A 14,065-nucleotide genomic window follows, 5' to 3' on the forward strand; every position below is an offset into this window, starting at 1 on the left:
CCCCGCTCCGCGTCGTACGCCCCGGAAAGCCCCCTGACCGCCCGCGCGAGCCGCTCCGCTCCAGGCGCCTCCGTACCGGCCGGCCCAGGGCCCCGCGACGTCAGCGCCTCAACGACCTGCCGCCCCTGCCCCACCACGTCGTCGCGCTGCTCGGCCCACGCCTTGTCCACAGCCTGCAACAACGCCCGGAACTGCGCCCGCGGAAAATACGTCCCGCAGTAGAACGGATGCCCGTCCGGCGTCATGAACACCGTCATCGGCCAGCCGCCCTGCCCCGTCATCGCCTGGGTGGCCTCCATATAGACGGCGTCGATATCAGGCCGCTCCTCGCGGTCGACCTTGATGTTCACGAACAGCTCGTTCATGATCCGCGCGGTCTCGCCGTCCTCAAACGACTGATGCGCCATCACATGACACCAATGGCATGCCGCATATCCGACAGAAAGCAACACCGGTACATCTCGCCGGCGCGCCTCGGCGAGCGCCTCGTCGCTCCACTCCCACCAGTCCACCGGGTTCTCGGCGTGCTGCAGCAGGTACGGGCTGGTCGCGTCCTTGAGCCGGTTCATGCCCCGATCCTGCCCGATCGGGCGCCGCATCACCCCCTCGCGCCGGGGTCGTGCGGGGCCAGGGGGTCCGGGGCCTATGTGGTGAGGTTGGTCAGGGCGGGCTCTATGGCTCGGTGGAAGGTGGGGTAGGCGTAGATCATTTCGCGGAGGGCCGTGGTGGTGGCCTCGGTGTGGACGGCCACGGCCAGGGCGCCGAGGATCTCGCCGCCGGACGGGCCCGCGGCGGTGGCGCCTACGAGGACGCCCCATTCGGTGTTCTCGACGAGCTTGATGAAGCCGTCGTTGCCCGTCTTGTGGATCCAGCCTCGGGCGGAGTCGGGGATCTGGGCGGTGCCGGTGCGGATCGGCAGGTTCTGGTCGCGGGCTTGGGCCTCGGTGAGGCCGACGGAGGCGATCTCGGGGTCGGTGAAGGTGACGCGGGGCACGGCGCGGTAGGCGGCGGGCGGGCCCTCCTCGCCCAGGATGTCGCGGACGGCGATGGACGCCTGGTACATCGACACGTGGGTGAACGCGCCCTTGCCCGTGATGTCGCCGACCGCCCAGAGCCCGTCGGCGGCCCGCATGTTGCCGTCCACCGGGATCTGGCGGGCGTTCTCGTCGAGGCCGACGGCGTCCAGGCCGAGGCCCTTGAGGTTGGGGCGGCGGCCGGTCGCGACCAGGAGGCGGTCGGCGGTGAGGGCCTCGTCTTCAAGGTGGAGGGTGAACTCGCCGCCCTCGTGGGAGGCGCCGGTGACCTTGACGCCGGTGCGGACGCCGATGCCCTCGCGCTCGAAGACCGTGCGGAGCAGGTCGCTGGACTCCGGCTCCTCGTTGACGACGAGGCGGTCGCCGGCCTCCACGACCGTGACGCGGCTGTCGAAGCGGGAGAAGATTTGGGCCATCTCGACCCCGACGACGCCGCCGCCGAGGACGAGGAGGGAGCGGGGGACCTCCGTCGCCTGGACGGCCTCGCGGTTCGTCCAGTACGGGACGGCGTCGAGCCCGTCGATGGGCGGGGCCGCGGGCGAGGTGCCAGTGTTGAGCAGGACGCCGCGGCGGGCGCGGAACGTCCGGTCGTCCACGGTGACCTCGCGGGGCGCGGTGATGCGGCCGTGGCCGCGGACGAGGCGGACGCCCTTGCCGGTGAGGCGGTCGGCGGCGGCCTTGTCGTCCCAGGAGTCGGTCGCCTCGTCGCGGATCCGGGCCGCCACGGGGGCCCAGTCGGGACCGATCGTGGACTCCCCGGCCATCCCCGGGACGCGGCGGCCGTCGGCGAGCAGCCCGGCGGCGCGCACCATCATCTTGGTGGGGACGCAGGCGTAGTACGGGCATTCGCCGCCGACCAGGCGGGACTCCACGGCGACGACCGACAGCCCGGCCTCGGCGAGCCGGCCCGCGGCGTCCTCGCCTCCGGGTCCGAGACCGATCACGACGACATCGACTTCTTCAGCCATGCCTGGACTCCTGCCCAGGAAGGACGTCCCTGTCACCTGTGATCGTCCGGCGGCGCGGCGGCATCGGGATCCGGTCGAGGTCGTGGACGAGGCTGATGGCGCCGTCGAACACGGCGGCGGCCTCGTCGTGGAAGCGGTGCTCGTCCTCGGGGCGGTAGCGCTCGGAGAAGTGGGTGAGGACGAGGTGGCGCACTCCGGCGTCCGCCGCGACCTTCCCGGCCTGGGCCGCGGTGAGGTGGCCGTACTCGGTGGCCAGGGCGGTGTCCTCGCCGAGGAAGGTGGACTCGATGACGAGCATGTCCACGCCGTCGGCGAGTTCGCGGACGCCGTCGCAGAGCCGGGTGTCCATGACGAACGCGGCCTTCTGGCCGGGACGGGTGACGCTGCATTCCTCCAGCGTCACCGTGCGGCCGTCCGAGGTGGTGACGCGGCCGTCCCGCTGGAGCCGCCGGACGAGCGGGCCCCGGACGCCCCGGGCCCCGAGTTCGGCGGGCAGCATCGTCACGCCGTCGGGCTCCTCCAGCCGGTACCCGTACGCCTCGACGGGGTGGGACAGGCGCCGCGCGACCAGGGTGAACGGGGAGTCGGCGAGGCGTGCCCGCTCCCCGGACACCGGCCGCTCGCGGATCACCTCGGTGTCGCGGAAGGCGGACGCGTGCCGCAGGCGCTCCCAGTAGTGGGCGCCGCTGGCCGGGAACGCCGCGTCCACCGGGTGCTCGACGCCGTCGCGGGCGATGCGCTGGACGATGCCGGGCACGCCCAGGCAGTGGTCGCCGTGGAAGTGCGTCACGCAGATCCAGGTCACGTCGTTCGCGGAGACCCCGGCGTGCGCCATCTGCCGCTGCGTGCCCTCCCCGGGGTCGAACAGCAGGCCATGGCCGTCCCAGCGCAGCAGGTAGCCGTTGTGGTTGCGGGCCTTGGTGGGCACCGCGCTGGCGGAGCCGAGGACGATCAGGTCGCGAGCCGACATCCCTCCATGGTGCCGGGTGCGGCGGCGGGTAAGTGCCTGGTTATCCTGGCCGCGTCGTTCGATCGTGAGGAGGCCCCCGTGGCCGGCAGCAAGCGCGAGAAGATCAAGATGTCGGCGGACGAGGCCGCGGCCTATCTGGCCGCCAGCTTCAAGGTCCAGGTGGCCACGATCGGTAAGGACGGTGCGCCGCACCTGGTGACGATGTTCTACGCGCTGCTCGACGGGAAGATCGCGTTCACCACGTACAAGTCGTCGCAGAAGGTGCTGAACCTGCGCCGCGATCCCACGATGACGTGCCTGGTCGAGGACGGCGTGGAGTACGGCGAGCTGCGCGGCGTCGCGCTGTACGGGCAGGGCCTCGTCGTCGAGGACCCCGAGCCGAGGCTGAAGGTCGGCGCGGTGGTCGGGTCGCGGATGGCGGGGCTGCCCGTCCCGGAGATGGGGGCGCCGGTCGATCCGGGGTTCGCCGCGGGCCTTGAGCAGGCCATGGCCAAGCGCGTCCTCATCGTCATGGAGCCGGACCGGATCGTGAGCTGGGACCACGGCAAGGCGTGATCAGGAGCCGAGCGCGGCGCGGCGCTCGGCGGCCCGGTCCGCCTTCGGGCTTGGGACGCAGGCGTACAGCTCGGCGGCCCGGTCGAGCGCCGCGCCCTCCGCCACCGGGTCGCCGCGCAGGCGGGCGGCGTCGGCGATGTGGACGAAGACGTCGCCCTGCTGCTCGACGGTCTCCTCGGCCCGCATGATCTCCAGGGCCTGGCCGAAGAGGTTCAGCGCCGTCACGGGACGCCGGAGGCGCAGGTACGCCTGCCCGAGGCTCATCAGCGCCCTGCCCCGGTGGTAGCGGTCGGGGAGCGTGGCGAAGGCGTCCGGCAGCGGGCCCAGCAGGTCGAGCGCGCGGTCGGCGTCGCCGGTCTCGATCAGCGCACGGCCCAGATTGTGGCGCGCCAGCAGGACCTCCCGGTGGTCGCCGTCGCGCTCGGCCCGGCGCAGGCCGTCCTCCAGGGCCTCGGCCGCCTCCGTCCAGCGTTCCCGCGCCAGCAGCGCCAGCCCCTCGGCCTCCACCCGCGTGCCGTCGCCGCCCGGCCCGGCGAGGTAGTGGTCGAGGACGCGGCGGACGGCGGCCTCCCGGTCCTCCGCGGTCTCCTCGCGTTCGGCCCGTTCACGCGCGTAGTCGCGCAGCGGGCCGGGCAGCCGGAACCGTCCGCCGTGGGCCTCGGTGACGAGCCCGTGTTCGGCGAGCGTCCGCAGCAGGCCCTCGGCGTCGGTCTCGGGCACGTCCGCCAGGACGGCCGCCGCCGCGGGTTCGATGTCCTCGCCCGGCTGGAGGCCCAGCAGCCTGATCATCCGGGCGGCCTCCGGCGGGAGCTCCCGGTAGGCGTTCTCGAAGTTCGCGCGCACGTCGAGGGTCCTCCCCGGCGGCGGCCGGATCCAACCGGGCGCGGCGCGCGCCCGTCAGCGGCCGGTCGTGCCGTCGCCGCCGAACGTCCCGCCGGACGGGCCGGACGGCGGGCCCGGCCGGGACGGCGCCGGGCCGGACAGGGGCACCTGGCCGAAGGCCCGGCGCTCCAGCTGGTAGGCGCGGACGTCCCACAGCGCCAGCACGACCACCACGGCCGCCGCGCAGATGTGCAGGGCCAGCGGGGTGAGCGCCGGGGCGATAGCGGCCAGCGCCGCCAGCACCAGCAGCGCGGTGAGCCGCGCCCGGGTGAACCCGCCGAACACCGCCCGCTTGAACAGCGCGTGCCCCGCGATGAACAGGGCCGGGCCGCCGAGCGCGACCGCCGCGAAGCCGCCGGACATGTGGCCGCCGGGGTGGGCCATCACCATCTCGTCCGCGACCCCGCCGACGATGATGCCCGCGACCATGACGATGTGGATGAACGTGTAGGCCGACCGTCCGAGCCGTCCGGGGTCGGGGGACGAGGCGATGTGCTCCGCCGCCGCCTCCGCCGTGTGGTCGAAGTAGATCCACCAGAGCGCGACGGTGCCGACGAACGAGGTGACGAAGCCCGCCGCGACCGGCCCCGACGGCGTGTCGCCGCCGAGCGTCGCGCCGGTGATCAGCACCGACTCGCCCAGCGCGATGATGACGAACAGCTGGCAGCGCTCGGCCATGTGGCCGCCGTCGATCGTCCACTGGGCGGTGCTGGAGCGCCCGAGCAGCGGCGTCGCGAACCCGTGCCAGGGCGCCAGGTACTCCAGGGCGACCGCCAGCAGCCACAGCGCGGTGCGGACGTCGTGGCCGTCGGCGAGGGCGCCGCCGATCCACAGGCAGGCCGGGACCGCCTGCCAGAACAGGATCCGCTGGAAGTTGCGGCCGAGCTCGTGCCGCCAGGTGCAGATCACCACGAAGATGGTCCGGCCGATCTGGAGCGCGGTGTAGGCGCCCGCGAACCACAGGGCCTTGCCGCCGAACGCGCCGGGCAGCATCGCCGCCATGAACAGCCCGGCGATCATCACCCCGACCAGCATCAGCCGGATCGCCGGATGGTCGGGGTCGAACCAGTTGGTCGTCCAGCACGTGTACATCCACGCCCACCAGACCGCCAGCAGGAGCAGCAGCGTCTCGGCGGCGCCGGCGGGCGTGAGGTGCTCCAGCAGCCGGTGGGACAGCTGGGTGATCGCGAAGACGAAGACCAGGTCGAAGAACAGCTCGAAGAAGGTGACCCGGGCGCCCTCCTCGCCGCGCGGGCGCAGCAGGGCGGGCGCCCGGGCCGGCCGGGCCGCCGAGGGCGGTGCGGAGGAGTCGGTCATGGGCGCCCCTTCGTCAGATCGTCCGGTGGCCGGATCGCTCACCGGCCGGCGGGGGGGCACACCAGGTAGCCGCCTGGGTCAGGCGCCGGCGGGGCGGTCGGGGGCCGCCTTCGTCTCGGCCTCGGCGGCGGCGTCGGCCTTCGCGCCCGGCTCGGGGCCGGCGTCCGCGCCGGGCCCGGCGGACCGCGCCGCCTGCGCCCGCTCCCATTCCTGCTGCTTGAGGTCGGCCTCCCGGGGCGCCTGGATCTTCTTCATGTGCCGGTTCATCGAGCGGACGAGGAAGATCGTGGCGACCAGCAGGGCGACGAACACCCCGAAGCCGAGGAAGCCCGGACTGACCGTGTCGTCGTTGAGCGGAATGGCGAGCGGAAGCACTACAGAGACACCCTCTCCCGGATACCGGCGAACAGATCGTCCTCCGGCAGTTCGGTGTCGACCAGGGACCTGGCCAAATGGTAGTCCTCCGTCGGCCAGGCCTCCCGCTGGACGTCCAGCGGGACGACGAACCAGAAGCCGTCCGGGTCGATCTGGGTGGCGTGGGCGAGCAGCGCGCGGTCCCTGGTCTCGAAGTGGTCGGCGCAGGGCACCCGGGTCGTCACGTCCCACTTCGGGCGCTCGCCGTCCTCAAGGCGCTCCAGCCACTCGCCGTAGGGCGACTCCAGGCCCGCCTTCTCCATGGCCGCGTGCAGCGCGAGGATCCTCTCCTTGCTGAAGGTCATGTGGTAGTAGAGCTTCAGCGGCTGCCAGGGCTCGCCCGCGTCCGGGTAGCGCTCCGGGTCGCCGGCGGCCTCGAACGCCTCCACCGACACCTTGTGACACATCACGTGGTCGGGGTGCGGGTAGCCGCCGTTGTCGTCGTAGGTCAGCATCACGTGGGGACGGAAGTCGCGGACGGCGCGCACCAGCGGCGCGGTCGCGGTCTCCAGCGGCTCCAGCGCGAAGCACCCCTCGGGCAGCGGCGGCGGGGGGTCGCCCTCGGGGAAGCCGGAGTCGACGAAGCCGAGCCAGCTCTGCCGGACGCCGAGGATCTCCCGGGCCCGCGCCATCTCCGCCTCGCGGACCTTGCCGATGTCGGCCTTGACCTCGGGACGGTCCATCGCCGGGTTGAGGATGTCGCCGCGCTCGCCGCCCGTGCACGTCACCACGAGCACCTCGACGCCGTCGGCGACGTACCGCGCCATCGTCGCGGCGCCCTTGCTTGACTCGTCGTCCGGGTGGGCGTGCACCGCCATCAGGCGCAACGGCTCGGCGCCGCCCCCGCCCGGACGTTCGAGCGTCGTACCGTCGATGACCTCGGACACCTGGGGATCTCCCTCTCAGCGAACTGGACAGACCGTGAAGAGCGGACCCCGGTTCGGAGCACGCGCCACGACAGACGAGAATTGTCCCTGACAACGTCCGCACACCGCACGGAGATTCCCCGCGATGACCACGAGCGCGTCCGAGGCGGCGGCGCCCGCCGAGCCCAGGCGGGGCCGGCTGGGCCTTGTGATCATCGGTGTCGTGACCGCCGTGATGGCGTGCGGCTTCGGGGTCCTCGCGTCCCATGTCGGGCAGACCCCCGGCATCGTCCCGCAGACGACCACCTACGACGTGGTGAGCGACACCTCCGTCGAGCTCACCTATTCGGTGGCCAAGTCGAAGGGCGACGAGGTGCGGTGCACGGTGGACGCCTACGACACCGACTTCGCGGTGCTCGTCCAGAAAGAGGTCACCATCCCGGCGGGAAAGTCCAGCGTTTCGGGGGCCGAGACGCTGGTGACGCCCCGGCGGGCCACCGGCGCCCGCGTCCGGGACTGCCGCAAGATGTGAGCCGTCCCGCGGCCTTCCAGGCGGGCGAACCGGCCGGTGATGCCGAAACGTGTTTGGCCGGTTGCAGGCACCGAGTTCAGGGAACCTTTACCCGCACACACCGGATAGGCTAGAGGTTTCACCCGGCCGCACTTCATGTCGATGTGGCGTTCGTCCAGGTGGACGAACGAGGATCGCAACATGTGGATGAGGAGTACCCGTGACCGAGACCCGCGCTGACAACGTCACCTGGCTGACCCAGGAGGCGTACGACCGGCTCAAGTCTGAGCTGGACCACCTGTCGGGCCCGGGCCGCATCGAGATCGCTCAGAAGATCGAGGCGGCGCGGGAGGAGGGCGACCTGCGCGAGAACGGCGGCTACCACGCGGCCAAGGAGGAGCAGGGCAAGATCGAGGGCCGGATCCTCCAGCTCCAGGGCGTCCTGGAGAACGCGCGCGTCGGCGAGGCGCCGCGCACCGAGGGCGTCGTCGGCCCCGGCATGACCGTCACTGTCGCGTTCCAGGGCGACGACGAGGAGGTCACCTTCCTGCTCGCCTCCCGGGAGGAGAGCGGCGCCCCCATCGACGTCTACTCGCCGAAGTCGCCCCTCGGCGCCGCGATCAACGGCAAGAAGGTCGGCGACAAGGCCACCTACTCGCTGCCCAACGGCCGCAGCATGACCGTCGAGATCCTTGACGCCACCCCTTACGTAGGCGGGTAGACCCGAGCCGTGACGACGGCCGTCCTCCGCGCGGGCGGCCGGCCTCCGGCCGGGAGAGCACGCGATCCGGTCCGCCGCCCTCACCGGGGTGGCGGGCCGCTCGCTTTCCCTGACCCGTCCGATCCCCCGCGCCCGTTCGCGCGGGCGGCGGCGCGGACCAGGGGGAGGGTCCTGTAGGGGACCTGGGTGGCCAGCGAGATCACCGAGGACGCGCGCTCCACGCCCGCCACGTCCACGATCACGTCGATGACGCGCTGCATGTCGGTGTTGCTGCGCGCCACGATGCGGCACAGCATGTCGCCGGGGCCGGTGATGGTGTGCGCCTCGATCACCTCGGGCACCTGCGCGAGGCGCGCGCCGACCGGGTCGTGCCCGCCCGCCTGCCGCAGTTGCAGCGTCACGAACGCCGTCACCCCGTAGCCGAGCGCCGCCGCGTCGATCTCCGGGCCGAAGCCGCCGATCACGCCGTCGCGGGCCAGCCGGTCGAGCCGCGCCTGGACGGTGCCGCGCGCCACCCCGAGCCGCCGGGACGCCTCCAGCACCCCCACGCGGGGCTCGGCCGTGAACAGCTCGATCAGCCGTCCGTCCAGCTCGTCGATCGACACCGCGCCCTCCCTTGATCGTCGCGCACATGGTCAGGATGTACAGGGCGCTCGGTCGCGCCCGGTGCGGACTGGACAGGTTGACCAGTGTTTCAGACCACCCTTGCGCACCTTGTAGGCGATTGTCGAGATTAGGTGGCATGGATGAGTTTCCGGTCAAGGGCATGGACGCCGTCGTCTTCGGCGTCGGCAACGCCTACCAGGCTGCGCACTACTACTCGACCGCGTTCGGCATGCGCCGGGTCGCCTACCGCGGCCCGGAGAACGGCAGCCGCGAGGAGGCCGTGCACGTGCTGGAGTCGGGCGGGGCACGGTTCGTGTTCCGGGGGCCCGTCAAGGCGGGCACGGAGATCGGCCGGCACGTCGCCGCGCACGGCGACGGCGTGGTGGACCTGGCCATCGAGGTCCCCGACGTCGAGGCCGCCTACAGGCACGCTCTCGCCAACGGCGCCACGGGCGTGGAGGAGCCGCACGTCCTGGAGGACGAGCACGGCAAGGTGACGATCGCGGCGATCGCCACCTACGGCGAGACGCGGCACTCGCTGGTCGACCGCTCGCTCTACTCGGGCCCGTACCTGCCGGGGTTCGAGGCGGCGGACCCGATCGTGGAGCCGCCGGCCAAGCGGTTCTTCCAGGCGATCGACCACTGCGTCGGCAACGTCGAGCGCATGGACGAGTGGGCCGACTACTACCACCGGGTCATGAACTTCACGGACATGGCCGAGTTCGTCGGCGCGGACATCGCGACCGAGTACTCCGCGCTGATGTCCAAGGTGGTCGCGGACGGCACCCGCAAGGTGAAGTTCCCTCTGAACGAGCCGGCGGAGGGCAAGCGCAAGTCGCAGATCGACGAGTACCTGGAGTTCTACGGTGGTCCGGGGGTCCAGCACATCGCGCTGGCCACGAACGACATCCTGCGCTCGGTGGACCAGATGCGCGCGGCGGGCGTGGAGTTCCTCCAGTGCCCCGACTCCTACTACGAGGACCCGGAGCTGCGCGAGCGGATCGGCGAGGTCCGCGTCCCGATCGAGGAGCTGCAGAAGCGCCGGATCCAGGTCGACCGCGACGAGGACGGCTACCTGCTGCAGATCTTCACCAAGCCCGTCCAGGACAGGCCGACGGTGTTCTTCGAGCTGATCGAGCGCCACGGCTCGCTCGGCTTCGGCAAGGGCAACTTCAAGGCGCTCTTCGAGGCGATCGAGCGGGAGCAGGAGCGTCGCGGGAACCTGTGACGGCCCGTCTCGTTCGAATCGGGGGATCCGGCCCCGGACGTGCTGGCGTCCGGGGCCGGACGGTCTCCGGGTGACCACTCACGGTCCGGGACGGGCACACTGTGGGGCCATGAGCGTACCGCCCCAGAATCCCCAGCCCGCGGACGACGACGGCTGGCAGTCCCCCGACTCCCCCGCGTCCGGCGACCCTTCCCCGGACGCCCCCGCGTCCGCCCCGGAAGCGCCCTCCGCGGACGCCGCCGCCGACCGTCCGCCGCCCTACCAGGGCTCGTACGGCGCCCAGCCCGGCCAGGCCCCGCCGCAGCCCGGGTTCGCACCGCCCGGACAGCCCGCGCCCGGACAGCCGCCCGCCGGGCTTCCCCAGTATCCGCAGTCCGGACACGGGCAGCCGACCTGGGGGCAGCCGGCCTACAGCCCTCCCGGCGCTCCCGGCCAGGGCGGGCCGAACGACTGGCTGGCGGGACGCGGAGCCCGGCTCGGCGCGGGGCTCCTGGACGCCCTCATCGTCGGTTTCGCGTCGCTGCCCTTCCTCCTCCAGGCCATCAGGTGGGACAAGGTGGCCGACTCCGCCGACACCGGCGAGAGCCTCTCGCCGTCGGAGATGTACAACATCCCGCGGCTCTTCGCCGGCTACGCGATCGTGTTCCTGCTGGGCTTCGCCTACTACAGCATCATGCACGCGAAGTCGGGCCAGACGGTCGGCAAGCGGGCGGTCGGCATCCGGCTCGTCCGCGCGTCCGACTACGCGGCGGTGAGCTGGGGCCAGGTGTGCGCCCGGCAGGGGTTCGTGTACGCGCTCACCATCGCCGCGGCCGTCCTGAACGCCCTCGGCCCCGTCGGCACACTCGTCGGGATCGCGAGCCTGCTCGACAACGCGTGGATCCTGTGGGATCCGCGGAAGCAGGCCGTCCACGACAAGGTGGCCGGGACGGTCGTGGTGAAGGCCGCGCCGTGGCTCCCCAATCCCTATGCCAAAAGCTGATTCCGGACGGTCCCGGCAACCTTTGATCATCCGCGGGTAAACATTGCGGCGCCCTGGGCGCGGCGACGTTTGCGCGGGTGCGCCGCGGCCCACTTTGACGGCATGACGCAACCGCCGAACGACCCCGCGTCCGGGGATGAGCCGGAGGACCGGCCGTACGGGCAGCAACAGCCGCCATACGGGCGCCAGGACGACCCTGGACGGCCGGGGCCGTATGGCGGCGGGCCCTACGGAGGCGGCCCGCCGCAGGGCGATCAGCCCGGATACGGGCCGGCGGGGCAGCCCGGGTACGGCGGCCAGCCCGGATATGGGCAGCAGCAGCCCGGATACGGCGGGCAGCCGGGGTACGGCGGGCAGCCCGGGTACGGGGAGCAGGCGCCTTACGGCGGGCTGCCCGGCTATGCCGGTGGCCCCGGCGGCTACGTCGATCCGTCGGCGGGGCTGGCGAGCCGCTGGGCGCGGCTGGGGGCGGCCATCGTGGACGGCATCATCCTCGGCGTCGTGAGCGGTCTGCTGTCGCTGCCGTTCGTCGACTGGGACCGCGTCTTCCATCCGGACGACGGCGATTCCGTGTTCGACGGCGGGCAGGTGACGGGCAACGTGTTCGGAGCCGTCCTGGGCTTCCTCTACTTCTGGCTCATGCACGCCAGGTGGGGGCAGACGCTCGGCAAGAAGCTGCTGCGGATCCGGGTCGTCCGGGACCAGGACGGGGGTGCGATCAGCACCGGGCAGGCCGCCGGACGTGCGGCGTTCTACAGCGTGCTGGGCGGGATCTGCGGCTGCATCGGCCTGATCGACGTCCTGTGGATCCTCTGGGATCCGCGGAAGCAGGCCCTGCACTGCAAGGTGGCGCGCACCGTCGTCGTCAAGGCGGAACCGCACGTGCCCGACCCTTACGCTCACCGCTGAGGGCCTTGGCGCGGTACTACCGAGTTGCCCAGCGTGCCCTGTCACGGGCAGGCTGGACGGTGTGCATATGGCCGGAAACTCGCCCAGTCCCCACCGCGACGGCGCGCGGACCCCGCTCCGGATCCCGCGGCGGACCGCGCGCCGGGGCGCGGCGGGTCTGGCGGCGCTCGCCGTCGCGGGGTCGCTGACCGCCTGTCAGATCTCCCTCGGCGACGACGACCGGGCCGTCTCCGGGACGCCGACCCCCGAGGGCCCGGCCGCCGCCGGCCCGGCGGGTCCGACCTCGGCGGGCGACCCGTACGTACCGGGGGACGGCAACGGCGGCTACGACGTCAAGCACTACGCGCTGAAGCTGGCGATCACGCCCGGCGGCGCCAAGGAGCTGGACGGCACCGCCACGATCACCGCGACCGCGACCGCGCGGCTCGCGCGCTTCAACCTCGACCTGACGGGCCTCGACGTCGCCTCGGTGACGGTGGACGGCGCGCCCGCGCGGCAGCAGCGGGGCGGCTCGGAGCTGGAGGTCACCCCGGCGAAGCCCCTGCCGAAGGGGGCGAGCTTCCAGGCCGTGGTCCGCTACTCGGGGACGCCGCGTCCGGTGTCGGACCCGATCCTCGGCAAGTACGGCTGGGTCCGCACGCCCGACGGGGTGTTCGTGGCGTGCCAGCCGAGCGGCGCGCACACCTGGTTCCCGAGCAACGACCATCCCAGCGACAAGGCGACGTTCGACTTCGAGATCACGGTGCCGCAGGGGCTGACGGCGATCGCCAACGGCGAGCCCGACACCGCGCCGTCCGGCACGCCCGGCGGCGGGGCGCCCACCTCCGGGCCCGGCGACGGCGGCACGCCTCCGGGCGACGCGCCCACGGCGGGCCCGCAGGACCCGACGATCACCCCCGTCGCGGCGCATCGCTTCCTGGAGACGACCAGCAGGTGGCGGGTCAAGGAGCCGATGGCCACCTACCTGGCGACGGTCGACGTCGGCAGGTTCGGCGTGCGGACGGGACGGACCGCGGGCGGCGTCCCCGTCATCACGGCGCTGGACCCGAACCTGCCCGGGGTGAGCCTGGACGCCTTCCACAAGCTGAACGCCGAGATCACCGACGAGTGGTCGAAGCGGTTCGGCCCCTACCCGTTCTCCTCGACCGGCGGGCTGATCGACAACGCGGGCGTCGGCTTCGCGCTGGAGGCCCAGACCCGTCCGGTGTACGGGGCGTTCGGGCTGGAGCCGACCATCGTCGCGCACGAGCTGGCCCACCAGTGGTTCGGCGACAGCGTGAGCCTCAAGCGCTGGCAGGACATCTGGCTGAACGAGGGCTTCGCCACCTACGCCGAGTGGATGTGGGACGAGAAGTCCGGCGGCCAGTCGGTGCAGGAGCACTTCGACGAGCTGTACCGCGACCCGGAGAACCGCGAGCTGTGGGACGTCCCGACCGGCAGGCCGGGCCGGGCGCAGCTGTTCGGGCGCTCGGTGTACGACCGGGGCGGGATGACGCTGCACGCGCTCCGCAAGAGGGTCGGGGACGGCCCGTTCTTCAAGATCCTCCAGGCGTGGACCAAGGAGAAGCGGCACTCCGGCGCGACCACCCCGGAGTTCATCGCGACCGCGAACCGCGTGTCCGGGAAGAACCTCGACGCGTTCTTCGACGCGTGGCTGTTCCAGCGGGGCCGTCCATCGCCGTGAGGGTGATGTGAGGGTGTAGGGGCGGCAAGGGCTCGGGAAAGCCCGGCGCGGCGCGCGCCGGGCCGTCCGCCCGCCGCATCACACTCGGCCTGGTGAACGGGCCATCTGGACGGATGACCGCGGCGGCGGCCGCCGCGACCCTGCTGGTGTCGTCGGCGGGTGCCGCCTCGGTCGCGGCCGGAGGCACCGGCGCCGCGGCGGAGCGGCGGGCGGCCATCCCTTGCCCGCAGTCCTCATCACCCGTCCCCGCCCCGCCCGCGGCGATCCCGCCCGCGCCCAGTGAGGCCGCGCCCGGCGAAGCCGCGGCCGGTGGGTCCGCGCGCTCCGGCAACGGGACGACGCCCTGGCCCAAGCGGCCGCCGCTGGGTCAGCGCGTCTACCGCCGCCTGGCCGTGCCGCCGCCCACCCTGGCCACCGC

At 72.7% G+C, this 14,065-nt stretch carries 15 protein-coding genes and 1 pseudogene; 8 read left to right on the plus strand and 8 right to left on the minus strand.

Annotated elements, in window-relative coordinates; genetic code table 11:
• The 3 genes from E1298_RS33370 to E1298_RS33380 form a co-directional block, all read right to left on the minus strand.
• Positions 1 to 569, minus strand: a 569-nt coding sequence (locus E1298_RS33370; protein ID WP_131900423.1) for a thioredoxin domain-containing protein, incomplete at its 3' end; no start/stop codon positions are given.
• Positions 570 to 643: 74 nt separating this feature from the next.
• Positions 644 to 2,002 carry a dihydrolipoyl dehydrogenase family protein gene (locus E1298_RS33375; protein ID WP_131900425.1) on the minus strand — a complete coding sequence of 453 codons (1,359 nt, stop codon included), beginning with the start codon at positions 2,000 to 2,002 and terminating at the stop codon, positions 644 to 646.
• Complete coding sequence (locus E1298_RS33380) at positions 1,995 to 2,972, minus strand: ribonuclease Z (RefSeq protein ID WP_131900427.1); 978 nt, start codon at positions 2,970 to 2,972, stop codon at positions 1,995 to 1,997. The genes E1298_RS33375 and E1298_RS33380 overlap by 8 nt, the downstream gene beginning before the upstream one ends.
• Positions 2,973 to 3,050: 78 nt before the next feature.
• Here E1298_RS33380 and E1298_RS33385 point away from each other — a divergent pair, with 78 nt between their 5' ends.
• Positions 3,051 to 3,527 carry a pyridoxamine 5'-phosphate oxidase family protein gene (locus tag E1298_RS33385; protein WP_131900429.1) on the plus strand — a complete coding sequence of 159 codons (477 nt, stop codon included), beginning with the start codon at positions 3,051 to 3,053 and terminating at the stop codon, positions 3,525 to 3,527.
• Here the strand turns inward: E1298_RS33385 and E1298_RS33390 are convergent, their stop codons facing one another.
• From E1298_RS33390 to mca, 4 genes are all read right to left on the minus strand, one after another.
• Positions 3,528 to 4,370 carry a tetratricopeptide repeat protein gene (locus tag E1298_RS33390; protein ID WP_131900431.1) on the minus strand — a complete coding sequence of 281 codons (843 nt, stop codon included), beginning with the start codon at positions 4,368 to 4,370 and terminating at the stop codon, positions 3,528 to 3,530.
• A gap of 54 nt (positions 4,371 to 4,424) precedes the next feature.
• On the minus strand, positions 4,425 to 5,726 hold the full coding sequence (locus E1298_RS33395) for a low temperature requirement protein A (RefSeq protein ID WP_131900433.1): 1,302 nt from the start codon (positions 5,724 to 5,726) through the stop codon (positions 4,425 to 4,427).
• 78 nt (positions 5,727 to 5,804) lie between these two features.
• A complete protein-coding gene (locus E1298_RS33400; protein WP_207944987.1) occupies positions 5,805 to 6,101 on the minus strand; it encodes a hypothetical protein in 297 nt (98 codons plus the stop codon).
• Positions 6,101 to 6,958: a mycothiol conjugate amidase Mca gene (mca, locus tag E1298_RS33405; RefSeq protein WP_131900448.1), complete on the minus strand. Its 858-nt coding sequence runs from the start codon at positions 6,956 to 6,958 to the stop codon at positions 6,101 to 6,103. Before mca ends, E1298_RS33400 begins: the two co-directional genes overlap by 1 nt.
• A 193-nt stretch (positions 6,959 to 7,151) precedes the next feature.
• Between mca and E1298_RS33410 the strand changes: the two genes are divergently transcribed.
• The gene (locus E1298_RS33410; RefSeq protein ID WP_131900435.1) at positions 7,152 to 7,538 is read left to right on the plus strand and encodes a DUF4307 domain-containing protein; all 387 of its coding nucleotides are present in this window, start codon (positions 7,152 to 7,154) and stop codon (positions 7,536 to 7,538) included.
• Positions 7,539 to 7,737: 199 nt separating this feature from the next.
• Entirely contained in the window at positions 7,738 to 8,238 is a 501-nt protein-coding gene (gene greA, locus E1298_RS33415; RefSeq protein ID WP_131900437.1) for a transcription elongation factor GreA, read from the plus strand.
• Positions 8,239 to 8,318: 80 nt separating this feature from the next.
• Here greA and E1298_RS33420 read toward each other — a convergent pair whose 3' ends face one another.
• Positions 8,319 to 8,843 carry an Lrp/AsnC family transcriptional regulator gene (locus tag E1298_RS33420; protein ID WP_131900439.1) on the minus strand — a complete coding sequence of 175 codons (525 nt, stop codon included), beginning with the start codon at positions 8,841 to 8,843 and terminating at the stop codon, positions 8,319 to 8,321.
• Between the two features lie 137 nt (positions 8,844 to 8,980).
• Here E1298_RS33420 and hppD point away from each other — a divergent pair, with 137 nt between their 5' ends.
• The 5 genes and pseudogenes from hppD to E1298_RS33445 all read left to right on the plus strand — a co-directional run.
• Positions 8,981 to 10,072, plus strand: coding sequence for a 4-hydroxyphenylpyruvate dioxygenase (gene hppD, locus E1298_RS33425; protein WP_131900441.1), 1,092 nt, complete (start codon positions 8,981 to 8,983; stop codon positions 10,070 to 10,072).
• A 109-nt stretch (positions 10,073 to 10,181) separates the two neighbouring features.
• A complete protein-coding gene (locus E1298_RS51335) occupies positions 10,182 to 11,054 on the plus strand; it encodes an RDD family protein (protein ID WP_131900443.1) in 873 nt (290 codons plus the stop codon).
• Positions 11,055 to 11,156: 102 nt separating this feature from the next.
• On the plus strand, positions 11,157 to 11,963 hold the full coding sequence (locus E1298_RS48665; RefSeq protein ID WP_165975806.1) for an RDD family protein: 807 nt from the start codon (positions 11,157 to 11,159) through the stop codon (positions 11,961 to 11,963).
• Between the two features lie 67 nt (positions 11,964 to 12,030).
• A complete protein-coding gene (locus E1298_RS33440; protein ID WP_131900445.1) occupies positions 12,031 to 13,647 on the plus strand; it encodes a M1 family metallopeptidase in 1,617 nt (538 codons plus the stop codon).
• Positions 13,648 to 13,739: 92 nt separating this feature from the next.
• Positions 13,740 to 14,065 (plus strand): annotated as a pseudogene (locus E1298_RS33445) (hypothetical protein); the annotation flags it as partial.

The organism is Actinomadura rubrisoli (assembly GCF_004349215.1).
GTDB classification, from domain to species: domain Bacteria; phylum Actinomycetota; class Actinomycetes; order Streptosporangiales; family Streptosporangiaceae; genus Spirillospora; species Spirillospora rubrisoli.